Below are 23683 nucleotides of genomic sequence, written 5' to 3'. Positions count from 1 at the left end.
GACTTAACCTTTAATAATTTGCTGTTGTTTTAGATACGCTATCAGCTCTTGCACCGATTGGTCTAGGGTGTTTTTGCTGGTATCTAAAATAATTTCCGGTGATTGGGGTATTTGGTAGTCTGAATCAATACCTGTGAAGTGTTTTATTTCACCTGCGCGGGCTTTTTTGTATAAGCCTTTTGGATCGCGGCTTTCGCATACGTCCAGTGGTGTGTCTAAAAACACTTCGATAAATTCACCGTCATCGACTAAGTTTCTTACCATATCGCGTTCAGCGCGAAATGGGGAAATAAATGCGGTGAGTACCAATAATCCAGCATCGACCATTAACTTGGCGGTTTCACCCACGCGGCGGATATTTTCGATGCGATCTTCGTCGCTAAAACCTAAATCTTTACATAAGCCATGACGTACGTTGTCGCCATCAAGCAGGTAAGTATGAATACCTTGCTGGTTTAGTGCGCTTTCTAATGCGTTGGCTACGGTACTTTTACCTGAGCCGGAAAAACCAGTGAACCATAAGATAGCCGGTTTATGGCTTTTGTGTTCGCTACGTTGTGCTTTAGTAATGGCATAGTTATGCCAAACAATGTTCTCATCCATTGTAAAACTCTCTTATCAAATACTAAGTAGCGCTGGCTTAAAACGGAAACACCAGCGGAATAAGGGTTAATACCGTTATTGAATAAATAATAGAAAGCGGTAAGCCCATTAATACATAATCTTTTAAGCGATAGTTGCCAGCGCTGTACACCATTAGGTTCGTTTGATAACCGAACGGAGAAATAAAGCTTGCTGATGCGCCAAATGCGACCGCCATAATAAACGGCAGTGGCTCAACATTAAAACCAATTGCTAATGCATAGGCGACAGGGAATGATAGCGCTGCGGCTGCATTGTTGGTGATAAGCTCTGTAAATATCACTGTCATGACAAATATGGCGATAAACGCTCCGTATGGGCCAAAGTCGCCCAATACATAAAACATCGCGTCAGATATTTGCCCCGCAAGGCCGGTGCCTATCATCAGTTTAGCAAGGCCAATGGCACTGCCCACGACTGCGAGTAACTCAATTGGAAAGCGACGTTTTACTTCGCTGAGCTTAATCGTGCCCGTCAGCATTAAGCCAATCAGCAAGACTAGTAAACCTTTAACTAAAGGCACAATGCCAAAAATGCTTAACGCTAACACGCCTGCAAAACCTACTAGCACTAAGTTTGATTGTTTCGGTGCTAAATGGGTTTGTAAATCAAGCCCTGAGATATACACAAATTCGCGCTTTAAGTTTGGTAAGTTGTAAAAGTCTTTACCTGGGGCAAGGATCAATGAATCCCCCGCTTGTAATTGTACTTTACCTAAGCCACCTTGTAAGCGGTCGTGGCCGCGACGAATGGCAATAACAGCAGCATGAAACTGTTCACGAAAACGAATTTCTTTGACTGTTTTGCCAATAAATTTTGACGATTGGCTCACTACCACTTCAACGAGGTGTTCAACGTCTTTTGCATGGTTGTCGTGGACAATTTTCAAACCGTCAAAACGGGTCAGTAGCGGCACTGATTTTATGTCGCCAACAAACAATAATACGTCACCCGATTTAATAACTTGTTGTGGGGTAACAGCACAAATACGCTTATCGTCACGTAAAATCTCAGCGAGGAATAGGTCTTTTAATTCTCGTAGGCCGTTTTCTTCTACGCTTTTACCAATTAGTTTTGAGCCCGGCTCAACTTTACCTTCAAGGTAGAAGGGCACCACTTCTTGGTCGTTTTTGCCGTTATCGGGCAAGTATTTCAGCATCACTAAAATAGTGATCAGGCCCACACTTAATGCGCCTAAACCGACTAGGGTAAAGTCGAAAAAACCTAGCGGTGCCATGCCAGCATCAACGGCAAAGCCATTGACGATTAAATTAGTAGATGTACCAATTAAGGTAATTGTGCCGCCTAAAATTGCGGTGTATGAAAGCGGTAATAGTAGCTTAGAGGGTGAATGAGTCGGGCTGTCTTTAATTGCGGTGATTAGGGATGCGACAACCGCGGTATTATTGGTAAATGAAGATAAAAAGGCAGTCGAAAGCCCCAGCTTAGTCACAGAGCTGGTTAAACTTCCTTTTGATAATGATTGGGCAAGCTTTTGTACTAACGTGGTTTTTTCAACCGCGATAGAAACCAACACTAATAACACCACGGTGATAAGCGATGGGTTGGCGTAGTTGATCAGCATATCTTCAAGCTCGATTAAGCCACCAAGATAAGCAATGCCAATTGCGCCAACAAAAAGCCATGCTGGCTTTAGCCGCGTGCCAAAAAGGCACCCGACTAAAGTTAGCATAATGCCTGTTAATACCAGCTGTTGATACATGCTTTATACGTCCTTAACAGGCAATGTTGATTATTTAAGCTTAGTAATATCAAGCGCTTGCCAATGTGGGAAGTGCTTGCGTACTAAGGTATTAAATTCAACTTCAAACTCACTAAAGTTACCAGTTTGTTCTTGCTTAGCAAGTACATTCTCAATCATACCTGCCGCAACGGTTAAGTTAGACAAACGGTCGATTAAGATAAACGCACCGGTTTCGTGATTGTTGTGATAAGCATCGGCCAAAATAGTTTCGGTCAATTCTAGGGTCACAATTGCGATTTCATTAAGTTGTAGGCTGTCTGCGTTGCCGTGTTCAAGGGTGTTCACATCAATAGTGTGATCAATCTTTTTCACAATAGCTGAGGTGTTTTTACTGCCTAGCTTAAAGTTATAGCTTTTGCCTAGTACTAGCGGTGCTTCGTGCATCCACACCAGCTTAGCTTGCACTTGATTTGTAACAGTTGCTGTTGAATCAGCAGGGACGATCACGTCCCCTCGGCTAATATCAATCTCAGTGTTAAGCGTTAAGGTTATAGCTTGGCCAGCTTCGGCTGTATCTAAGTTGCCGTCGAAGGTGACAATCTCTTTAATGCTCGAGGTTTTACCTGATGGTAATACTTTTACTGCATCGCCTACACGTAACTTGCCTGAGGTTAATGTACCTTGGAAGCCACGGAAATTCAGGTTCGGGCGCACTACATATTGCACAGGGAAACGCGCTTCAAATCCGGTGTCTGTTTCAGCTGCTGGCGAGTCTTCTAATAACTCAAGCAGTGGTTTATCAGTGTAATACGGTGTGTGCTCTGAGCGTGTTACTACGTTATCGCCTTTAAGCGCCGACATAGGCACAAACTTGATGTTAGACACATTCAGTTGCTCGGCAAATTTTAAATAATCGGCTTTAATGCGCTCATAAACGGTTTCGTCAAAATCAACGATATCCATTTTGTTCACGGCAACAACAAACTGTTTAATACCCAATGAATCACAAATAAAGCTATGACGTTTAGTTTGTACTTGCACGCCATAACGCGCATCAACAAGAATAATCGCGACATCACTGGTTGATGCGCCGGTTACCATGTTGCGGGTATATTGCTCATGCCCTGGCGTGTCAGCAATGATAAACTTACGTTTAGCCGTTGAAAAATAACGGTACGCTACGTCGATGGTAATGCCTTGTTCACGCTCGGCTTGCAGGCCATCTACTAGTAGGGCTAAATCTAACTCCTCACCAGCGTTACCTACTTTTTCGTTATCTTTGTGCAATGCAGCTAATTGATCTTCATAAATCTGATGGCTGTCGTGTAATAGGCGGCCAATCAGGGTTGATTTACCGTCATCCACGCTGCCACAGGTCAGCATACGTAATAGGCTTTTGTCTTGTTGGCGAGCAAGATAGGCGTCGATGCCAATTGCTCTTACTTCGTTAATTGTATCGTTCGTATTGGTAGACATTAGAAATAGCCCTCACGTTTTTTCTTTTCCATTGAACCTGCTGAATCATGGTCAATCACGCGACCTTCACGCTCTGATGAAGTTGATAGCAGCATTTCTTCGATAATTTCAGTCAGTGTACTGGCTGTTGATTCCACCGCACCGGTAAGTGGGTAACAACCTAAAGTACGAAAACGCACTGACTTCATCATTGGTACTTCGCCATCAGCAAGTGGCATACGCTCATCGTCAACCATGATCAAAGTGCCGTCACGTTCAACTACAGGGCGTTCTTTAGCTAAGTAAAGAGGTACCATATCGATGTTTTCTTGGTAGATATACTGCCAAATATCAAGTTCGGTCCAGTTAGACAGTGGGAATACACGAATGCTTTCACCCGGGTTAACTTGGCTGTTATAGGTATTCCAAAGTTCAGGACGTTGGTTTTTTGGATCCCATCGGTGGTGTTTATCACGGAACGAATAAACACGTTCTTTCGCGCGTGATTTTTCTTCGTCACGACGTGCGCCACCAAAAGCAGCATCAAAACCATATTTATCAAGTGCTTGTTTTAAGCCTTGGGTTTTCATGATGTCGGTATGCTTACCAGAGCCATGAGTAAATGGGCTGATATCAATAGCCAAACCTTCCGGGTTTTTATGGACGATTAAGTCAAAGCCATATTCTTTGGCTAAGCGATCACGAAATTCGATCATTTCTTTAAACTTCCAGTTAGTGTCAACGTGAAGCAGTGGAAATGGAATTTTACCTGGGTAAAACGCTTTACGCGCTAAGTGTAAAAGTACCGATGAATCTTTACCAATAGAGTAAAGCATAACTGGGTTCTCAAACTCAGCAGCAACTTCGCGCATGATTTTGATACTTTCAGCTTCTAATTGCTGAAGGTGAGTTAAAGCCATTGTTAGTCGTCCTACTAAAATGATTAAAAGTTAAAATCTAAATAAGTTAAAGCTTATGCCACGCCAGTAAGCGGTTGTGCAAAGCTGCTGGTTTGGGCTTTTTCGCCAAACCAATGAAGTTCTTCATGTAATGAAGCAACTTCACCAATAATTAATAATGCCGGTGAAATAATGCTGTGGCGCTCAATTAAGTCGGCCAGCTCACCTAATTTACCGGTGACTACGCGTTGATTTTTGCGAGTACCGTTTTCAATAATTGCCACTGGTGTATCTGCACCGCGGCCATGTTTTAATAACTGGGCTTGAATATGCGGCGATTTGATCACTCCCATATAAATAGCCAGCGTTTGGTTTGGTTTAGCCAGTGATTGCCAATCAAGTTCTTGGCCATCTTTTTTACAGTGGCCAGTTACAAACTGAATAGCTTGCGCATGGTCACGATGCGTAAGCGGAATACCTGCATAGGCGCTACAGCCAGCCGCTGCAGTAATGCCAGGCACTATTTGATAGCTCACTTGGTTTGCAGCCAGTACTTGTACTTCCTCGCCACCGCGGCCATAAATAAATGGGTCGCCGCCTTTAATACGGCACACTTTTTTGCCTTGTTTAGCAAAATCTACCAGCATTTGGTTAGTGTCTTGTTGGGCGACACTGTGATCGCCTAAGCGTTTACCAACACAGACTAAGTCAGCATCGCGGCGCACTAAATCCATAATTTCATCAGAGACTAAATAGTCGTATACCACCACATCAGCTTGTTGCATTAATTGTAGTGCTTTTAGGGTTAACAACTCAGGGTCGCCAGGACCTGCACCAATTACATACACTTCACCTTCAGGTTCAGGTTTAGTCTCCAGTAATTGTTCAAGTTGCTCAGTAGCTGCACTGGTATCACCACTTTGTACTTTACTGACGACCGATGAATCAAATACGGTTTCCCAAAATTGACGGCGATCAGCAAAACTCGTGAGACGCTGTTTTACTTTATCGCGAAAGCTGCCAACTAAACTAGCAAGCGGGCCGATGTGTTGTGGAATAAGCGTTTCTAACTTCTCGCGTAAGCGCCTTGCTAATACTGGTGCAGTGCCAGCACTGGAAATCGCAATGGTGATCGGATCACGGTCAACAATTGAAGGAAAAATAAAGCTGCATTTAGGCTGGTCATCCACCACGTTTACAAAAATGTTACGCGCATTAGCCTGTTCATATACCTGTGCGTTGACGTCTTCAAGATCCGTAGCGGCAATAATCAGCATCATGCCGTCAAGATGATGTTCATTAAAGTATGCTTCAACGAGTGTCACTTCATTATTATTGCCAAGCTCAACAAGTTCATCACAAAAATCAGGAGCAACTAAAGTAACAGCAGCGCGGGCTTTTAAAAATGCACGGCACTTTCTTAATGCCACATCTCCACCGCCAACAACCAATACTGGTTTGTTGTCGAGCTTGGTAAAGATAGGTAAATATTGCATTTGGTAAACCCCTTGAGATGAATCGCAGCATAAATGCTTTCAGAAACGCAGAATATAGCGCCGCAAGCGAAGTAAAAAATAATTAAAACCCAGTTGATATAACCAAAAGTTATATATGGTTGCTCGGTTTGGCTTAAGCCTTAGTTAACAGGTGATTGCGACGAGTTGCAAGTAGTATGGTGAGTCTGTTTTTAGCTTAGAGTGTTTGGTTATTAGCTATAGCGAGATTTACTATTTTTGTTACTATAAGCAAACAATAAGGACGAATACAGGTGGGTTTATGACAACGCAATTAGGCGATGCGGCATTGGCCGTGCAATTAATGGATTTAACCAGTTTAAATACAGATGACACAGCTGCAACCATTCAAGAATTAGTCGCTAGTATTAAAGCTAATTTAGGTACTCCAGCAGCAGTGTGTGTTTACAGTGAGTTTGTTGATGACGCCAAGCTTGCTCTTGCTGCGCGTGAGTTGAGTCATGTAAAAGTGGCGACGGTAACTAACTTTCCCTCAGGCAATAGTGAGCTAAGCGAGGTAATTAATGAAACATTAATTGCCATAGAACGCGGCGCAGATGAAATTGATTTGGTGTTACCGTATCAGGCATTAATCGCGGGGGATCAAGCCACGGCGCTGGAATATGTGCGTGCCAGTAAAGAGTGTTGTCCTGAACACGTACACTTAAAAGTAATAATCGAATCGGGGGAGTTAAAAACGCCTGCATTGATCAAGCAAGCAACAGAGCTTGCCATTGCCGGTGGTGCTGATTTTGTAAAAACCAGTACTGGTAAAGTGGCTATTAATGCCACCCTTGATGCAACCGCTGAGATATTGCGTACGATTAAAGCATCTCAATCTAATGTCGGCTTTAAAGCAGCCGGTGGCGTAAAAACAGTCGCGGATGCAAGTAATTACTTACGCCTAGCTAAAGATATTATGGGCGAGGCGTATTTGCAGCCAGCAACGTTTCGATTTGGTGCATCAAGCCTGCTTGCTGATGTCTATGCGGTGCTCAATGATGCGCGATAGCGAGCAAGAGAAGTTACGGCTGGAGCATGATGCTGCCAAGCTGTTTCTTCGTTGCTATGAACAACGTTTTGGTGTGCCCATGCGCCATATTTGGCATAACCTGCCGAGCAAGCCAGATATCAGTTGCTACCAAGGCGAACAACAGCTAGATATTGAAGTCGCACATTTATATGCCAGCGAAACCGAAGCAATGGCGGTGCTGGGTAGGGAGTTATCGATTTCAATGCAACGCTCTTTAGCTGATATGGCACAAGCTCCTAATGAGCAGAGGCTGCATTTTGCATTGACAAGATTGCTTAAGCAAAAAGCTAACAAACAGTATCACTCAGATCGCACTTGGTTATTGATCCGTAATGCTAGTTTACTTTGGCATAAAGCTGATTTTGAAAATCTACTGCAAGAGATGGTGATACCTGTAGATCATCCATTTGAACAAATTTGGTTACTGTGTGATTTTTATCATGGTGACATATTACAGTTAGCGTAATTCTGCTATTTTATCGGCAAAGGTCATCACACTAAGTAGCGCTCAATAGAGGTTAATTCGGTTATTTCAGAACTAACAGGTTAATTAACCTTTAAGATTTTGTCGGATGGGTATCTTTTACACTTGTGTTAATGAATTGCGTAAGTATAATAGGCATCCACTTTGCAGGGGCGTAGTTCCAATTGGTAGAACAGCGGTCTCCAAAACCGACGGTTGGGAGTTCGAATCTCTCCGCCCCTGCCAATTTTCCTGTTAGTGGGTAAAGTCTAGGGTTAAAAATCGGTTTAAATAAGTCTGTTTTTAAGTTTGGATTTTAATGGATTAACCCTGCCATAGTGTAGGGTTGTTGTGTCTGTAGTTAAGGTAATAATATTATGAGCACGAATGTAGAAACGCCATCAAGTGCGATGGATTCAGTAAAGTGGCTTGTGGCAATTGCGCTACTTGCAGGCGCAGTAGTTGGTAACTACATGTACGCAGACCAGTCTGTGTTATTACGTGCTATTGGTGTTGTTGTTGCGGTTGCTGCTGGTTTAGGCATTGCGGCTACAACAGAAAAAGGGCGTACCTTTCTTGCTTTTGCAAAAGAAGCACGCATAGAAGTACGTAAAGTAGTGTGGCCTACGCGCCAAGAAACTACCCATACGACATTTATTGTAATGGTTGCAACTGCGATTATGGCACTTATCCTTTGGGGATTAGATGGCATATTATTCCGCGCAGTAGGCTTTTTAACTGGATTGGAGATCTGATCCCATGTCGGATGAGAACAACGAAAAGAAACTACGTTGGTACGTAGTACAGGCTTTCTCAGGTTATGAGAAGCGTGTTGCACAAACTATTCTTGAGCATATCAAGATCGAAGGTTTGGAAGATAGTTTTGGTGAAGTATTAGTACCTACTGAAGAAGTGGTTGAGATGCGCGCAGGTCAAAAGCGTAAATCTGAGCGTAAGTTCTTTCCAGGTTATGTATTAATCCAAATGGATATGAACGATGCTAGCTGGCACTTAGTGAATAGCACGGCACGTGTTATGGGCTTTATCGGTGGTACATCTGACCGCCCAGCACCAATCAGTTCTAAAGAAGCAGACCGTATTCTTAACCGTTTACAAGAAAACGCTGAAGCACCTAAACCTGCTACATTATTTGAGCCAGGCGAAGTGGTACGTGTTGTTGATGGCCCATTTGCTGACTTTAGTGGTGTGGTTGAAGCAGTTGACTATGAGAAGAGCCGCGTAAAAGTGTCGGTACTTATCTTTGGTCGTTCAACACCAGTTGACCTTGAATTCGGTCAAGTTGAGCAAGATCGCTAATTAAATTAAATGGTTTATGCCAAATGTTTTAATGTTTGGTATAAAGCTTGAAAAAGGCCGCTGATTAACTTATAATCAGCGGCCTTTTTGTATTCAGAACAAGAGTTTCTTGATTTGCTTACAAAAAGTGAGAAACCAATTTTTAAACTGGGAAGCCGTTAGAGTACGCGTCCTCGCGCGCACAAGGCTAAGACCCACCTAATGAGGTATTTATAATGGCTAAGAAAGTTGAAGCTCTAATCAAGCTACAAGTTGCTGCTGGTATGGCTAACCCTAGTCCTCCAGTAGGTCCAGCACTAGGTCAACACGGTGTAAACATCATGGAATTCTGTAAAGCGTTCAACGCACGTACAGAATCTATCGAAAAAGGCGCTCCAGTTCCTGTAGTGATCTCTGTTTACGGCGACCGTTCATTTACGTTCGACATGAAAACGCCACCGGCTGCTTACTTACTTAAGAAAGCTGCAGGTATCAAATCTGGTTCAGGCCGTCCTAACACTGAAAAAGTAGGCACAGTAACACGTGCTCAACTTGAAGAGATCGTTGAGACTAAAAAACCTGACCTTACAGCTTCTGATTTAGAAGCTGCGGTTCGCACTATCGCAGGTTCTGCGCGTGCGATGGGCTTGAACGTAGAGGACTAAGATAATGGCTAAATTAACTAAACGTATGCGTACTATCCGCGAAAAAGTGGAAGCGACTAAAGATTACGAAATCAATGAAGCAGTTGCTCTTTTAAAAGAGTTAGCGACAGCTAAATTCGTAGAAAGTGTTGACGTTGCTGTTAACCTTGGTATCGATGCTCGTAAATCTGACCAAAACGTTCGTGGTGCAACTGTATTACCAAACGGTACTGGTCGTGACGTTCGCGTTGCTGTATTCACACAAGGCGCTAACGCAGAAGCTGCGAAAGAAGCCGGTGCTGAATTAGTAGGTATGGAAGATCTTGCTGAATTAGTTAAAAAAGGCGAGATGAACTTTGACGTTGTTGTTGCATCACCAGACGCTATGCGTGTTGTTGGTCAACTAGGTCAAATCTTAGGCCCACGTGGTCTAATGCCAAACCCTAAAACTGGTACTGTAACACCTAACGTTGCAGAAGCAGTTAAAAATGCTAAAGCTGGTCAAGTGCGCTACCGCAATGACAAAAATGGTATCATCCATACTACTATTGGTAAGGTTGATTTCACAGCTGAGCAACTTCAACAAAACCTTGAGTCGCTAATTGTTGCGCTTAAGAAGGCTAAGCCTTCACAAGCAAAAGGTGTTTACGTTAAGAAAGTAACCATCTCTACAACAATGGGCGCAGGTGTTTCTGTTGACCAAAGCACTTTAACAACTGCTGTTGTTTAATTGAGTGTTTACATGGCGTGAAATTTGTACTATAATTTTGCGCCATTTTGCTGATTAATTTAATTAATCGCAAAGTAAAGAATTCGGGTTGAAGTCCATAATTTCGAAGCGCCTTAGGGCAACGCGATAAATTGGGCTTCCGTCCAAGACCGTAGGTGGCTTCGGCCTTAATATTCACCTACGTAGACGGTGTGAATCCCCAGATAGATTTTTCCTAATCTTCTGGCTCTCGCCGTAAAAAGCATCTCTATCTTGTTTGATAGGGAAGAGTAGAACAGGGAAACCGATAAACGGTAACCCATTAAACCAGGAGTAACACCCATGGCTTTAAATCTTCAAGGCAAAAAAGCAATTGTTGCTGAAGTCAACGAAGCAGCCAATGGTGCTCTATCTGCAGTTGTTGCAGATTCTCGTGGTGTAACAGTTGGTGCAATTACTGCCCTTCGTAAAGAAGCTCGTGAAGCGGGTGTTTGGATGAAAGTTGTCCGTAACACTTTAGCAAAACGTGCTCTTGAAGGAACACAGTTTGAGTGCCTTTCTGATTCATTTGTTGGTCCAAGCTTAATCGCTTTCTCATCAGAGCACCCAGGTGCTGCTGCGCGTATCTTTTCTGCTTTTGCAAAAAAGAACGAGAAATTTGAGCTTAAAACGGCCGCTTTTGAAGGCAATGTAGTAGACGCAGGCATGCTTGCAACTCTACCTACATACGACGAAGCTGTTGCACGCTTAATGAGCGCTATGAAAGAAGCGTCTGCTGGCAAATTGTGTAAAACAATTGAAGCAGTACGTGTACAGAAAGCTGAGCAAGCTGCTTAATTTTAAGCTGTTTAATCAATCTTTCGGTGTAAAAATTTTTTTGGACCTAGAGTCCGTTAATTATTAGGAAATTTGTAATGTCTGTAACTAAAGACCAAATCCTTGACGCAATTGCTGAAATGTCAGTAATGGACGTTGTTGCTCTTGTTGAAGCAATGGAAGAAAAATTCGGCGTAACTGCTGCAGCTGCTATGGTAGCAGGTCCTGCTGCTGAAGCTGCTGAAGAGAAAACAGAATTTGACGTAATCCTTACTGGCGCTGGCGCTAATAAAGTTGCGGCAATCAAAGCTGTTCGTAGCGCAACTGGCCTAGGCCTTAAAGAAGCGAAAGCTCTTGTTGAAGCTGCTCCTACACCTGTTAAAGAAGGTGTATCTAAAGAAGAAGCTGAAGCGCTTGCTAAAGACCTTACTGAAGCTGGTGCTGAAGTTGAGGTTAAGTAATTTAGCTTTTGCTAAGTTCGCTGTCTGAGAAATCAGGCAAGGGCTGGTGATTATATAATCACCGGCCTTTTTGCGCTATAGAGCGATGTATTCCTATAGCTCAAATAAAATCTGGTTTTCTCTTTACTTTCAACGCTTTATAGTTTGCTAGTGTTAAAGTGAGAGTTTATCGGAACAACAATTAAATGTTGTACAATCTTGGCTTAGATGCCAGTTAAGTCTGTTCTTACAAGAACAGGTCGGGTCAAAGATCAGCAAGCTGAGGAACCCCATGGCTTACTCTTATTCTGAAAAGAAACGTATCCGTAAGGATTTTGGTAAACGTCCACAAGTTTTGGATATACCTTTCTTACTGTCAACGCAGTTAGAATCGTTTAAAAAATTCTTAGTGCCGGACGCTGATGGCGATCATGGTTTGGAAGCTGCCTTCCGTTCTGTGTTTCCAATCAAAAGCTACTCGGGAAATTCTGAGCTTCAATACGTAAGTTATCGTATTGGTGAGCCAGTTTTCGATGTAAAAGAATGTCAAATTCGCGGTGTGACTTATTCTGCTCCACTTCGCGTAAAACTACGCCTTGTTGTGATGGACAAAGAAGCGCCAGGCACAGTTAAAGACATTAAAGAGCAAGAAGTTTACATGGGCGAAATTCCGCTCATGACCGATACCGGTACTTTTGTAATCAATGGTACAGAGCGTGTTATCGTTTCTCAGCTACACCGTAGCCCTGGTGTATTCTTTGATAACGACCGCGGTAAAACTCACTCATCGGGTAAAGTGCTTTATAACGCACGTGTTATCCCATACCGTGGTTCATGGTTAGATTTTGAGTTTGATGCAAAAGATAACTTATATGTACGTATTGACCGTCGTCGTAAATTACCGGCGTCAATCATGTTGCGTGCACTTGAGTACACGACAGAAGAGATCTTAAACATCTTCTTCGAAACCACTGCGTTTGAAGTAACTGACGGTAAAGTTCTTATGGAACTTGTGCCATCACGTTTACGTGGTGAAACCGCTGCCTTTGATATAAAAAGTGAAGACGGTGAAGTGTTCGTTGAGTCTGGCCGTCGTGTAACAGCGCGTCATATCAAGAGCATTGAGAAAAAAGGCATTAGCCATTTAGAAGTACCACATGAGTATATTATTGGCCGTGTAATTGCTAAAAACTACGTTGATGAGTCAACGGGTGAAGTGATTGCCAACGCGAATGATGAATTAACTTTAGAGTTAATGGCTGAATTGGTTAAAGCAGGTCACACTAAAATTGATACTCTATATATCAATGAAGTGGACAGCGGTGCATATATTTCTGATACCTTACGTATCGATTCAAGCACTAACCGCCTAGAAGCACTAGTAGAAATTTATCGCATGATGCGCCCAGGCGAGCCACCGACGAAAGACGCGGCTGAAGCCTTATTTGAGAACTTGTTCTTCTCTGAAGAACGTTATGACTTATCTACTGTAGGTCGTATGAAGTTCAATAGCCGTGTTGGTTATGATACTGACACAGGCCCAGGCACATTAAGCAAAGAAGACATCGTGTCTGTTATGAAAGTATTAATTTCTATTCGTAACGGTCAAGGCGATGTTGATGATATCGACCACTTAGGCAACCGTCGTATTCGTAGTGTTGGCGAAATGGCTGAGAACCAATTCCGTGTAGGTTTAGTACGTGTAGAACGTGCGGTACGTGAGCGTTTAAGCTTAGGTGACCTAGATGCGATCATGCCACAAGATCTTATTAACGCTAAGCCGATTTCGGCAGCGGTTAAAGAGTTCTTCGGCTCGTCTCAGTTATCACAGTTTATGGACCAAAATAACCCGCTATCAGAAGTAACGCATAAGCGTCGTATTTCTGCATTAGGTCCGGGCGGTCTAACTCGTGAGCGCGCTGGCTTTGAAGTACGTGACGTTCACGTAACTCACTATGGTCGCGTATGTCCAATCGAGACTCCTGAGGGTCCAAACATCGGTCTAATTAACTCATTGTCTACGTACGCACGTACCAATGACTATGGTTTCTTAGAAACACCTTACCGCAAAGTGGTAGACGGTGTTGTAACTGATGAAGTTGATTACTTATCAGCCATTGAAGAAGGTCAGTTTGTTATCGCACAGGCGAACTCAAACTTAACTGAAAACAATGAATTTGTTGATGAATTAATTCCATGTCGTCACAAAGGTGAATCAACCTTTATGGGTCGCATGGACCAGCAATATATGGATGTATCACCACAACAGGTGATCTCTGTAGCGGCCGCACTTATCCCGTTCCTAGAACACGATGATGCTAACCGTGCATTGATGGGTTCAAACATGCAACGTCAAGCAGTACCAACATTGAAAGCGGATAAGCCGTTAGTAGGTACTGGTATTGAGTTAACACTAGCGAAAGATTCTGGTGTAACGATTGTTGCAAAACGTGGTGGTGAAGTAATGTATGCTGACGCAAGTCGCATCGTTGTTAATGTACATGAAGAAGAGCGCATCCCTGGTGAAGCGGGCATCGACATCTACAACTTAACCAAATACACACGTTCTAACCAAAATACCTGTATTAACCAAAAACCAACTTGTATGGTTGGCGAACCGGTTACTCGTGGTGACGTGTTAGCAGATGGTCCTTCGACTGACTTAGGTGACTTAGCCCTTGGTCAAAACCTGCGCGTGGCATTCATGCCATGGAACGGTTATAACTTCGAGGATTCAATCCTACTATCAGAGCGCGTAGTTGAAGAAGATCGTCTAACGACTATCCACATTCAAGAACTACAGTGTGTTGCCCGTGATACTAAGTTAGGTCCAGAAGAGATCACAGCAGATATCCCGAATGTGGGTGAATCTGCACTAGGCAAGCTTGATGAATCAGGTGTTGTTTATATTGGTGCTGAAGTTAAAGGCGGCGATATCCTAGTAGGTAAAGTGACTCCGAAAGGCGAAACACAATTAACTCCTGAAGAAAAGCTACTACGTGCGATCTTTGGTGAGAAAGCGTCTGACGTTAAAGACAGCTCATTACGTGTACCAAACTCTGTAACAGGTACTGTAATTGACGTGCAAGTTTTCACCCGTGACGGTGTTGAAAAAGACAAGCGCGCGCTAGAAGTTGAAGAAATGCAACTTCGTGATGCGAAAAAAGACTTTAACGAAGAATTCCGTATTCTTGAAGCAGGCGTGTTAGATCGTGCTCGCAAGTTACTTATTGCAGCTGGTCAAGACGAAGACAGATTAGCATCACTAAATGCTGAGAAACTACTTACTCAAAGCCTTGCTGAAGAAGACAAGCAAGCTGAACTTGAGCAACTAGCAGCCCAGTATGATGAGCTTAAAGCTGAATACGATAAGAAGTTTGAAAACAAACGTCGTAAAATTACTCAAGGTGATGACTTAGCACCAGGCGTACTTAAGATTGTTAAAGTATACCTTGCTGTTAAACGTCGTATCCAACCGGGTGATAAGATGGCGGGTCGTCACGGTAACAAAGGTGTTATCTCGACTATCGTACCAGTAGAAGATATGCCATACGACGACAAAGGTCGTACCGTTGATATCGTACTTAACCCATTGGGTGTACCATCACGGATGAACATCGGTCAGATCCTAGAAACACATATGGGTCTAGCTGCACGTGGTATTGGTGAGCGTATTGAAGAAATGATGAAAGAACAACGTGAGCTTCATGAGCTACGTGACTTCATCAAGCAAGCTTATGAGATCGGTGAATCTCGTCAGGTTGTCGATATTGCTAGCTTCTCTGATGACGAAATCCGTCGTTTAGCTGAAAACTTAAAAGGTGGTTTACCAATCGCTACTCCTGCATTTGATGGCGCGAAAGAAAGCGAAATCAAAGACATGCTTGAGCTAGGTGGCTACCCTCGTAGTGGTCAGGTTACACTTTATGATGGCCGTACTGGCGATCAGTTTGAACGTCAAGTAACTGTAGGTTACATGTACATGCTGAAACTGAATCACTTAGTTGATGACAAGATGCATGCGCGTTCAACTGGTTCTTACAGCCTTGTTACTCAGCAGCCGCTGGGTGGTAAAGCACAGTTCGGTGGCCAGCGTTTCGGTGAGATGGAAGTATGGGCACTTGAAGCTTACGGTGCTGCTTACACTCTACAAGAAATGCTAACAGTGAAATCGGATGACGTGAACGGTCGTACTAAGATGTATAAAAACATCGTTGATGGTAACCATAAAATGGAACCAGGTATGCCAGAATCGTTCAACGTATTGTTGAAAGAAATCCGCTCACTGGGTATCAACATCGAGTTGGAAGAAAATTAAGCCAATTAGGTGCTACAGCTAGCCTGTAGCACCTGTTACGGCCGAATAGAATGTAGGGACGAGAATACCCGTCCTCAAGATTAACTCCGACAGGAGAGCTAAGGTGAAAGACTTACTTAAGTTTCTGAAGCAACAAAATAAGACCGAAGAATTCGATGCAATTCGCATTGGTCTTGCTTCACCAGACATGGTTCGTTCATGGTCATACGGTGAAGTAAAGAAACCTGAGACTATTAACTACCGTACTTTCAAGCCTGAGCGCGATGGCTTATTCTGTGCCCGTATTTTCGGACCAGTGAAAGATTATGAATGCTTATGTGGTAAATATAAGCGTCTTAAACACCGTGGTGTGATCTGTGAAAAGTGTGGCGTTGAAGTAACACTCACTAAAGTGCGTCGTGATCGTATGGGTCACATCGACCTTGCGAGCCCAGTTGCACATATATGGTTTTTAAAATCACTACCGTCACGTATCGGCTTAATGCTTGATATGACGCTTCGTGATATTGAACGTGTTCTTTACTTCGAATCATTCGTAGTAACTGAGCCTGGTATGACAACGCTTGAGCGTAGTCAGCTATTAGGTGAAGAAGAATACCTAGATGCACTTGAAGAGCACGGTGATGAGTTTGAAGCGAAGATGGGTGCTGAAGCAGTATTAGACTTGCTTCGTGAACTCGATCTTGCGCAATTAATTGCTGAAATGCGTGAAGAGTTACCAACAATTAACTCTGAAACTAAGCGCAAGAAGATCACTAAACGTCTAAAATTAATGGAATCGTTCCACCAATCAGGTAATAACCCTGAGTGGATGATCATGACAGTACTTCCAGTATTGCCACCAGATTTACGTCCATTAGTACCACTTGATGGTGGCCGTTTTGCGACTTCTGATCTAAATGACCTTTACCGTCGTGTTATTAACCGTAATAACCGTCTTAAGCGTCTATTAGACTTAGCAGCACCGGATATTATCGTACGCAACGAAAAACGTATGTTACAAGAAGCGGTTGATGCGCTACTTGACAACGGTCGTCGTGGTCGTGCAATTACAGGTTCTAACAAGCGTCCGCTTAAATCTCTTGCTGATATGATCAAGGGTAAGCAAGGTCGTTTCCGTCAGAACTTACTTGGTAAGCGTGTAGATTATTCAGGCCGTTCTGTAATCACGGTTGGTCCTACACTTAAGCTTCACCAATGTGGTCTTCCTAAGAAGATGGCACTTGAGCTATTCAAACCATTCATCTATGGCAAATTAGAGCGTCGCGGCATGGCTACGACAATCAAAGCTGCTAAGAAAATGGTAGAGCGTGAAGTACCGGAAGTATGGGATGTATTAGACGAAGTAATTCGTGAACATCCAGTATTACTTAACCGTGCACCAACACTTCACCGTTTGGGTATCCAAGCGTTTGAACCTGTGCTTATCGAAGGTAAAGCGATTCATTTGCATCCATTAGTATGTGCGGCCTACAACGCCGACTTCGATGGTGACCAAATGGCGGTACACGTACCGTTAACGATTGAAGCACAGCTTGAAGCACGTGCGCTAATGATGTCAACAAACAACATCTTATCGCCTGCTAATGGTGAGCCAATCATCGTTCCTTCACAGGACGTTGTATTAGGTCTTTACTACATGACCCGTGATCGTATTAATGCGAAAGGCGAAGGCATTGTATTTAAAGATCCAAAAGAAGCAGAAAAAGCATACCGTACTGGCAATGCTGAACTTCACGCTCGCGTAAAAGTTCGTATCAGCCAGTCAGTGAAGAACGAAAATGGTGTAGTAGAAGATACTATCACGGTTATCGATACCACTGTTGGTCGTGCAATTTTGTCTCTAATTTTACCTAAAGGTATGCCGTTTGAGTCAATCAACCAAGCATTAGGTAAAAAGCAGATTTCTAGCTTATTGAATGAGTGTTACCGTCGTCTAGGTCTTAAAGATACCGTTATCTTTGCTGACCAAGTTATGTACACCGGTTTCCACTACGCAATGAAGTCAGGTGTTTCTATCGGTATTGATGACTTAGTTATCCCACCGGTTAAAGCACAGATCATTGAAGCAGCTGAAGCTGAAGTAACTGAAATCAACCAACAATTCCAATCAGGTCTTGTAACGGCTGGTGAAAAGTACAATAAAGTTATCGATATCTGGTCACGTGTAAATGAAAACTTATCACGTGAAATGATGGCCAACTTGTCAAAAGACACGGTTATCAATGCCCAAGGTGAAGAAGAAGAGCAACCGTCATTTAACTCAGTGTTTATGATGGCCGACTCAGGTGCTCGTGGTAGTGCCGCTCAGATCCGTCAGCTAGCAGGTATGCGTGGTCTAATGGCACGTCCAGATGGTTCAATCATCGAGACGCCAATCACGGCTAACTTCCGTGAAGGTCTAAACGTACTTCAGTACTTCATCTCAACGCATGGTGCGCGTAAAGGTCTTGCCGATACAGCACTTAAAACAGCGAACTCGGGTTACCTAACGCGTCGTCTAGTAGACGTTGCACAAGATTTGGTGATCAACGAAGACGATTGTGGCACAGAAGATGGCTTAACAATGAAACCGCTTATCGAAGGTGGTGACGTTGTAGAAGCACTTCGCGAACGTGTACTTGGTCGTGTTGTTGCTGAAGATGTTGTAATTCCTGGTACTAATACTGTACTAGTTGAACGTAACATCATGCTTGACGAAAAACTGTGTGACCTTTTAGAAGAGCATTCAGTTGATGAAGTTCGTGTACGCTCAGTTATCACTTGTGATAACGACTTTGGTGTATGTGCTAAGTGTTATGGTCGTGACCTTGCACGTGGTCATATCATCAACGCGGGTGAATCAGTCGGTGTTATCGCAGCTCAATCAATCGGTGAGCCGGGTACACAGCTTACGATGCGTACATTCCACATCGGTGGTGCGGCATCAAGAGCGTCTGCTGAGAACAATGTACAAGTTAAAACTAACGGTACATTGAAGCTTCATAACGCAAAATATGTATTAAACACAGACGGTAAGATTGTTATTACTTCACGTTCTACGGAAATCACTATCATCGATAGTTATGGCCGTGAGAAAGAGCGTTATAAAGTACCTTACGGTGCGGTATTAACAGTTCAAGATAATGCTGAAGTTCAAGGTAACGACATTGTTGCTACTTGGGACCCGCATAGTCACCCAATCGTTCTTGAGCATAAGTCAAAAGTATCGTTCAGCGATATCGATGACTCAAATACTGAAGCACAGACTGATGAACTAACCGGTTTAACCCGTGTAGTTGTAAAAGATCTTGCTAAGATCAATGCGAAAGAGCCTAAGCTTATCATCGAAAGTGAAGAGCGCGGTCTGCAAGAAACTCGTCTTCCTTCATTCACTACGATTGAAGTAACTGACGGCGTTACAGCAAACCCAGGTGACGTGCTAGCACGTATCCCGCAAGAAGGTTCGAAAACTCGTGATATCACGGGTGGTCTACCACGCGTAGCCGACTTATTTGAAGCGCGTAAACCGAAAGAGCCAGCTATCTTAGCTGAGATCACCGGTACGATTAGCTTCGGTAAAGAGACTAAAGGTAAGAAGCGTTTAGTTATTACGCCAGCTGAAGGCGATCATTACGAAGAAATGATCCCTAAATGGCGTCAACTTAACGTGTTTGAGGGTGAGCAAGTGTCTAAAGGTGAAGTTATCGCCGATGGTCCAGAATCACCGCATGACATCTTACGCTTACGTGGTGTGACTCATGTTGCTAACTATATCGTTAACGAAGTGCAAGAGGTTTACCGTTTGCAAGGCGTTAAGATCAATGACAAGCACATTGAAACAATTATCCGCCAAATGATCCGTAAGTGTACGATCCTTGACGGCGGTCATAGTGAATTCTTAGCCGGTGAGCAAATTGAAGTGGCGCGCGTTAATATCGCAAACCGCGACTTAGAAGCTCAAGGCAAGTTACCTGCTAAATATGAAATCCAATTAATGGGTATCACAAAAGCATCACTAGCCACAGAATCTTTCATCTCGGCAGCATCATTCCAGGAGACAACTCGTGTCCTAACTGAAGCCGCTGTAAATGGTAAGAGCGATGAACTTCGCGGTCTGAAAGAAAACGTAATTGTGGGTCGATTGATCCCAGCCGGTACCGGTTTTGCGTATCATCAGGATCGTATGGCTCGTCGTAAGCAGAGCAAAGTTGTTGTTGAAGAGCAAACAGTAAGTGCAGAAGAGGCAACTCAAGCACTGACTGACGCTTTAAACGCTGATTTATCTGGAAATCAATAAACTGAACTTAATCAATAGATTATGTTTTTGCAAGGCAGTTATCTACTGCCTTGCTGACGGTTTAGGTTGACAGCTCAATCTTTGCTCATTAAAATTCCGCCACCCATTTACCAGTGCGTTTAATACGGGCTTGTAAATAAAGGGCGGATTTTTTTATTTTTTCAGTAGTAATTTTAATTTCAGGAGCTATTTAAATGGCAACTATTAACCAGCTAGTGCGTAAGCCACGTCGTAGCAAGGTTACGAAAAGTAACTCAGCTGCGCTTAAAGCGTGTCCGCAAAAGCGTGGTGTATGTACTCGCGTATATACAACTACACCTAAGAAACCAAACTCGGCGTTACGTAAAGTAGCTCGTGTACGTTTAACTAACGGTTTCGAAGTAACATCATACATTGGTGGTGAAGGTCATAACCTTCAAGAGCATAGTGTAATCCTAATCCGTGGTGGTCGTGTTAAAGATTTACCAGGTGTGCGTTTTCACACTGTTCGTGGTGCACTTGACTGTGCAGGCGTTAGCGACCGTCGTCAAGCTCGCTCGAAATACGGTGCAAAACGCCCTAAAGGCTAATTGTTTTCCGTTAGTAAGGCCAAGCACTAAATATTTTTAATTATTGTTTTGGGTGATTGTTCCAAAAGGACAAACCTGAATAAACCGGAGATACAAAATGCCTAGAAGACGCGTAATAGGTCAACGTAAAATTCTTCCAGATCCTAAGTTCGGATCGGAACTTCTTGCAAAATTCGTTAACATCGTAATGTTAGACGGCAAGAAATCTACTGCTGAAAAAATCGTTTACGGTGCGCTAGATGTGGCTGCTGAGAAATCAGGCAAATCGCACCTTGAAATCTTTGAAACTGCACTTGAAAACATCCGTCCACAGGTAGAGGTTAAATCTCGCCGTGTTGGTGGTTCAACGTATCAAGTACCAGTAGAAGTACGTCCAGTACGTCGCAACGCATTAGGTATGCGTTGGTTAGTAGACGCTGCACGTAAGCGTGGCGAGAAATCTATGGGCTTACGTTTAGCTCAAGAACTTGTAGACGCTGCTGATAACAAAGGCACTGCGGTTAAGAAACGTGAAGACGTTCACCGTATGGCTGAAGCGAATAAAGCATTCGCACATTACCGTTGGTAATCTGTCCTTAACCTTTAAGAGGATTTTATGGCACGTACAACTCCACTTGAGCGCTACCGTAATATAGGTATTGTTGCTCACGTAGATGCAGGCAAAACCACTACAACAGAACGTATTTTGTTCTACACTGGTCTTTCTCATAAGATCGGTGAGGTACATGATGGCGCCGCAACTATGGATTGGATGGAGCAGGAACAAGAGCGTGGTATCACAATCACTTCTGCTGCAACAACGTGTTTCTGGAAAGGGATGGACGCGCAATTTGACGACCATCGTATCAATATTATTGATACTCCAGGACACGTAGATTTCACTATCGAAGTAGAGCGTTCTTTACGTGTACTTGATGGTGCGGTAGTTGTTCTTTGTGCTTCATCAGGTGTACAGCCGCAAACTGAGACAGTTTGGCGTCAAGCGAACAAATACGAAGTTCCAAGAATGATCTTCGTAAATAAAATGGATCGCACGGGCGCTGACTTCTTAACGGTTGTTAGCCAGGTGAAATCTCGTCTTGGAGCAACGCCTGTTCCAATTCAGCTGCCGGTTGGCGCTGAAGACGATTTTAAAGGTGTTATTGACCTCATAAAAATGAAAATGATTAACTGGAATGATGAAGACCAGGGCATGACTTTCACTTATGAGGCAATACCGGCAGAACTTCAAGATTTAGCTGAAGAGTGGCGCTCAAACTTAGTTGAAAGCGCAGCTGAAGCATCTGAAGAACTAATGGATAAGTATTTGGAAGGTGAAGACCTGACGGAAGCAGAAATAAAAAATGCTTTACGTCAGCGTACATTAGCGAACGAAATCGTTCCAGTAACTTGTGGTAGTGCATTTAAAAACAAAGGTGTTCAAGCTGTGCTTGATGGCGTTGTTGAATATATGCCTGCACCAACACAAGTGAAACAAATTCAAGGTATCCTTGAAGATGGTACTGAGGAAGAACGTCCTGCTGATGACAACGCACCGTTTGCTGCACTTGCTTTTAAGATTGCAACAGACCCGTTCGTTGGTACTTTAACTTTCTTCCGTGTCTACTCTGGTACTGTTAAACAGGGTGATGCGGTTTACAACCCAGTAAAAAGTAAGCGTGAGCGTCTTGGCCGTATCGTTCAGATGCATTCAAACTCACGTGAAGAGATCAAAGTAGTCCACGCAGGCGACATCGCGGCGGCTATTGGTCTTAAAGACGTAACAACAGGTGAAACACTGTGTGATCCGAATTCTATTATTACGCTTGAGCGTATGGAATTCCCTGAACCAGTGATCTCTGTTGCGGTTGAGCCTCGCACAATCGCTGACCAAGATAAGATGGGGATCGCGCTGGGTAAACTAGCGGCTGAAGATCCATCTTTTCGCGTACAAACTGACGAAGAATCAGGCCAGACTATTATTTCTGGTATGGGTGAACTTCACCTTGATATCATTGTCGACCGTATGAAACGTGAATTCAGTGTTGAATGTAACGTTGGTAAGCCGCAGGTTTCTTACCGTGAAGCAATTCGTTCAACTGTTAAAGTTGAAGGTAAATTCATACGTCAATCAGGTGGACGTGGTCAATATGGTCATGTCTGGCTTAAACTTGAACCGATGGATATTTCGGATGATGATGCACCAATTTACGAGTTCGTTAACGAAACCGTAGGTGGTTCAGTACCGAAAGAATACATCCCTGCGGTAGATAAAGGCATCCAAGAGCAAATGTCTCAAGGTGTGCTGGCAGGCTACCCATTACTTGGCGTGAAAGCGACTTTATATGATGGTTCATTCCATGATGTAGATTCGAACGAAATGGCATTTAAAATTGCAGGTTCAATGGCAATGAAAAAGGGTGCGCTCGAAGCAGACCCGGTACTTTTAGAGCCAATGATGAAGGTTGAAGTACTCACTCCTGAAGCAAACATGGGTGATGTAGTTGGTGACTTAAACCGTCGCCGCGGTATGATCGAAGGCATGGAAGAGGCGCTAGGCGGACTTAAATTAGTCAACGCTCAGGTTCCGCTTTCTGAAATGTTTGGTTATGCTACTGATCTACGATCTGCGACACAAGGTCGTGCCTCATACTCTATGGAGTTTTTGAAGTACGCTGAAGCCTCGAAACATGTTGCAGATACAATAATTACAGCTCGCGCTGTTAAGTAATTTTTTAGCTCGGTTTGGTCCGCAGTGGACTGAACCTTTAATTTCTTTATAGGAATTTTTTAAGATGGCAAAAGCAAAGTTTGAACGCGTAAAACCGCACGTAAACGTAGGTACAATCGGCCACGTTGACCACGGTAAAACAACCCTAACTGCAGCAATCACTAACGTACTTGCAAAAGTATACGGCGGTG

19 protein-coding genes and 1 tRNA gene are annotated in these 23683 nt (G+C 43.4%); 15 read left to right on the top strand and 5 right to left on the bottom strand.

Annotation, left to right across the window (positions count from 1 at the left end; genetic code table 11):
- Positions 1-3: 3 nt before the first annotated feature.
- The 5 genes from cysC to cysG are packed head-to-tail and all read right to left on the bottom strand — an operon-like array spanning position 4 to position 6197.
- Positions 4-603: an adenylyl-sulfate kinase gene (gene cysC, locus A7968_RS22320; protein WP_064668705.1), complete on the bottom strand. Its 600-nt coding sequence runs from the start codon at positions 601-603 to the stop codon at positions 4-6.
- Positions 604-640: 37 nt separating this feature from the next.
- Positions 641-2365, bottom strand: a complete 1725-nt coding sequence (locus A7968_RS22315; RefSeq protein ID WP_064668704.1) for an SLC13 family permease — start codon at positions 2363-2365, stop codon at positions 641-643.
- A 30-nt stretch (positions 2366-2395) separates the two neighbouring features.
- Positions 2396-3823: a sulfate adenylyltransferase subunit CysN gene (gene cysN, locus A7968_RS22310; RefSeq protein WP_064668703.1), complete on the bottom strand. Its 1428-nt coding sequence runs from the start codon at positions 3821-3823 to the stop codon at positions 2396-2398.
- The gene (cysD, locus tag A7968_RS22305) at positions 3823-4722 is read right to left on the bottom strand and encodes a sulfate adenylyltransferase subunit CysD (protein WP_064668702.1); all 900 of its coding nucleotides are present in this window, start codon (positions 4720-4722) and stop codon (positions 3823-3825) included. The genes cysN and cysD overlap by 1 nt, the downstream gene beginning before the upstream one ends.
- Before the next feature lie 53 nt (positions 4723-4775).
- Positions 4776-6197 (bottom strand): siroheme synthase CysG, encoded by a 1422-nt coding sequence (gene cysG, locus A7968_RS22300; protein WP_064668701.1) that lies wholly within the window; start codon positions 6195-6197, stop codon positions 4776-4778.
- A 280-nt stretch (positions 6198-6477) separates the two neighbouring features.
- Here cysG and deoC point away from each other — a divergent pair, with 280 nt between their 5' ends.
- The 15 genes from deoC to A7968_RS23060 all read left to right on the top strand — a co-directional run.
- The gene (gene deoC, locus A7968_RS22295; protein ID WP_064668700.1) at positions 6478-7227 is read left to right on the top strand and encodes a deoxyribose-phosphate aldolase; all 750 of its coding nucleotides are present in this window, start codon (positions 6478-6480) and stop codon (positions 7225-7227) included.
- The gene (locus tag A7968_RS22290; protein WP_064668699.1) at positions 7214-7714 is read left to right on the top strand and encodes a hypothetical protein; all 501 of its coding nucleotides are present in this window, start codon (positions 7214-7216) and stop codon (positions 7712-7714) included. Before deoC ends, A7968_RS22290 begins: the two co-directional genes overlap by 14 nt.
- A 166-nt stretch (positions 7715-7880) precedes the next feature.
- Positions 7881-7957 (top strand) — tRNA-Trp (locus A7968_RS22285).
- A gap of 131 nt (positions 7958-8088) precedes the next feature.
- Entirely contained in the window at positions 8089-8466 is a 378-nt protein-coding gene (secE, locus tag A7968_RS22280; RefSeq protein ID WP_064668698.1) for a preprotein translocase subunit SecE, read from the top strand.
- 4 nt (positions 8467-8470) lie between these two features.
- Positions 8471-9028, top strand: coding sequence for a transcription termination/antitermination protein NusG (gene nusG, locus A7968_RS22275; protein ID WP_064668697.1), 558 nt, complete (start codon positions 8471-8473; stop codon positions 9026-9028).
- Positions 9029-9243: 215 nt separating this feature from the next.
- Positions 9244-9672, top strand: a complete 429-nt coding sequence (gene rplK / locus A7968_RS22270) for a 50S ribosomal protein L11 (RefSeq protein ID WP_008108462.1) — start codon at positions 9244-9246, stop codon at positions 9670-9672.
- 4 nt (positions 9673-9676) lie between these two features.
- Positions 9677-10381 carry a 50S ribosomal protein L1 gene (gene rplA / locus A7968_RS22265; RefSeq protein WP_064668696.1) on the top strand — a complete coding sequence of 235 codons (705 nt, stop codon included), beginning with the start codon at positions 9677-9679 and terminating at the stop codon, positions 10379-10381.
- Positions 10382-10702: 321 nt separating this feature from the next.
- Entirely contained in the window at positions 10703-11197 is a 495-nt protein-coding gene (gene rplJ / locus A7968_RS22260) for a 50S ribosomal protein L10 (protein ID WP_064668695.1), read from the top strand.
- Positions 11198-11274: 77 nt separating this feature from the next.
- A complete protein-coding gene (gene rplL / locus A7968_RS22255; protein ID WP_064668694.1) occupies positions 11275-11637 on the top strand; it encodes a 50S ribosomal protein L7/L12 in 363 nt (120 codons plus the stop codon).
- A 271-nt stretch (positions 11638-11908) separates the two neighbouring features.
- Positions 11909-15934 carry a DNA-directed RNA polymerase subunit beta gene (gene rpoB, locus A7968_RS22250; RefSeq protein ID WP_064668693.1) on the top strand — a complete coding sequence of 1342 codons (4026 nt, stop codon included), beginning with the start codon at positions 11909-11911 and terminating at the stop codon, positions 15932-15934.
- 103 nt (positions 15935-16037) lie between these two features.
- Positions 16038-20213: a DNA-directed RNA polymerase subunit beta' gene (rpoC, locus tag A7968_RS22245; protein WP_064668692.1), complete on the top strand. Its 4176-nt coding sequence runs from the start codon at positions 16038-16040 to the stop codon at positions 20211-20213.
- A gap of 194 nt (positions 20214-20407) precedes the next feature.
- Positions 20408-20782: a 30S ribosomal protein S12 gene (gene rpsL / locus A7968_RS22240; protein ID WP_002958885.1), complete on the top strand. Its 375-nt coding sequence runs from the start codon at positions 20408-20410 to the stop codon at positions 20780-20782.
- A gap of 97 nt (positions 20783-20879) precedes the next feature.
- Complete coding sequence (rpsG, locus tag A7968_RS22235) at positions 20880-21350, top strand: 30S ribosomal protein S7 (RefSeq protein WP_016710546.1); 471 nt, start codon at positions 20880-20882, stop codon at positions 21348-21350.
- A 27-nt stretch (positions 21351-21377) separates the two neighbouring features.
- Positions 21378-23492, top strand: a complete 2115-nt coding sequence (gene fusA, locus A7968_RS22230; RefSeq protein ID WP_064668691.1) for an elongation factor G — start codon at positions 21378-21380, stop codon at positions 23490-23492.
- A gap of 64 nt (positions 23493-23556) precedes the next feature.
- On the top strand, positions 23557-23683 hold a 127-nt coding region (locus A7968_RS23060), incomplete at its 3' end, for a GTP-binding protein (protein WP_232321879.1).

Origin of the sequence: Pseudoalteromonas prydzensis (genome assembly GCF_001661495.1) — a bacterium.
GTDB classification, from domain to species: domain Bacteria; phylum Pseudomonadota; class Gammaproteobacteria; order Enterobacterales; family Alteromonadaceae; genus Pseudoalteromonas; species Pseudoalteromonas prydzensis.
The sequence above is the reverse complement of the archived record's forward strand: the minus strand, read 5'-3'. Positions and strand labels throughout refer to the sequence as shown.

Coding starts and splice junctions, on each gene's coding strand:
- rplL (WP_064668694.1), top strand. CDS start 11,275: ATGTCTGTAACTAAAGACCAAATCCTTGACGCAATTGCTGAAATGTCA.
- rplA (WP_064668696.1), top strand. CDS start 9,677: ATGGCTAAATTAACTAAACGTATGCGTACTATCCGCGAAAAAGTGGAA.
- rplJ (WP_064668695.1), top strand. CDS start 10,703: ATGGCTTTAAATCTTCAAGGCAAAAAAGCAATTGTTGCTGAAGTCAAC.
- cysN (WP_064668703.1), bottom strand. CDS start 3,823: ATGTCTACCAATACGAACGATACAATTAACGAAGTAAGAGCAATTGGC.
- rpsL (WP_002958885.1), top strand. CDS start 20,408: ATGGCAACTATTAACCAGCTAGTGCGTAAGCCACGTCGTAGCAAGGTT.
- cysC (WP_064668705.1), bottom strand. CDS start 603: ATGGATGAGAACATTGTTTGGCATAACTATGCCATTACTAAAGCACAA.
- A7968_RS22290 (WP_064668699.1), top strand. CDS start 7,214: ATGATGCGCGATAGCGAGCAAGAGAAGTTACGGCTGGAGCATGATGCT.
- A7968_RS22315 (WP_064668704.1), bottom strand. CDS start 2,365: ATGTATCAACAGCTGGTATTAACAGGCATTATGCTAACTTTAGTCGGG.
- deoC (WP_064668700.1), top strand. CDS start 6,478: ATGACAACGCAATTAGGCGATGCGGCATTGGCCGTGCAATTAATGGAT.
- cysD (WP_064668702.1), bottom strand. CDS start 4,722: ATGGCTTTAACTCACCTTCAGCAATTAGAAGCTGAAAGTATCAAAATC.
- nusG (WP_064668697.1), top strand. CDS start 8,471: ATGTCGGATGAGAACAACGAAAAGAAACTACGTTGGTACGTAGTACAG.
- rpsG (WP_016710546.1), top strand. CDS start 20,880: ATGCCTAGAAGACGCGTAATAGGTCAACGTAAAATTCTTCCAGATCCT.
- fusA (WP_064668691.1), top strand. CDS start 21,378: ATGGCACGTACAACTCCACTTGAGCGCTACCGTAATATAGGTATTGTT.
- cysG (WP_064668701.1), bottom strand. CDS start 6,197: ATGCAATATTTACCTATCTTTACCAAGCTCGACAACAAACCAGTATTG.
- secE (WP_064668698.1), top strand. CDS start 8,089: ATGAGCACGAATGTAGAAACGCCATCAAGTGCGATGGATTCAGTAAAG.
- rpoB (WP_064668693.1), top strand. CDS start 11,909: ATGGCTTACTCTTATTCTGAAAAGAAACGTATCCGTAAGGATTTTGGT.
- rplK (WP_008108462.1), top strand. CDS start 9,244: ATGGCTAAGAAAGTTGAAGCTCTAATCAAGCTACAAGTTGCTGCTGGT.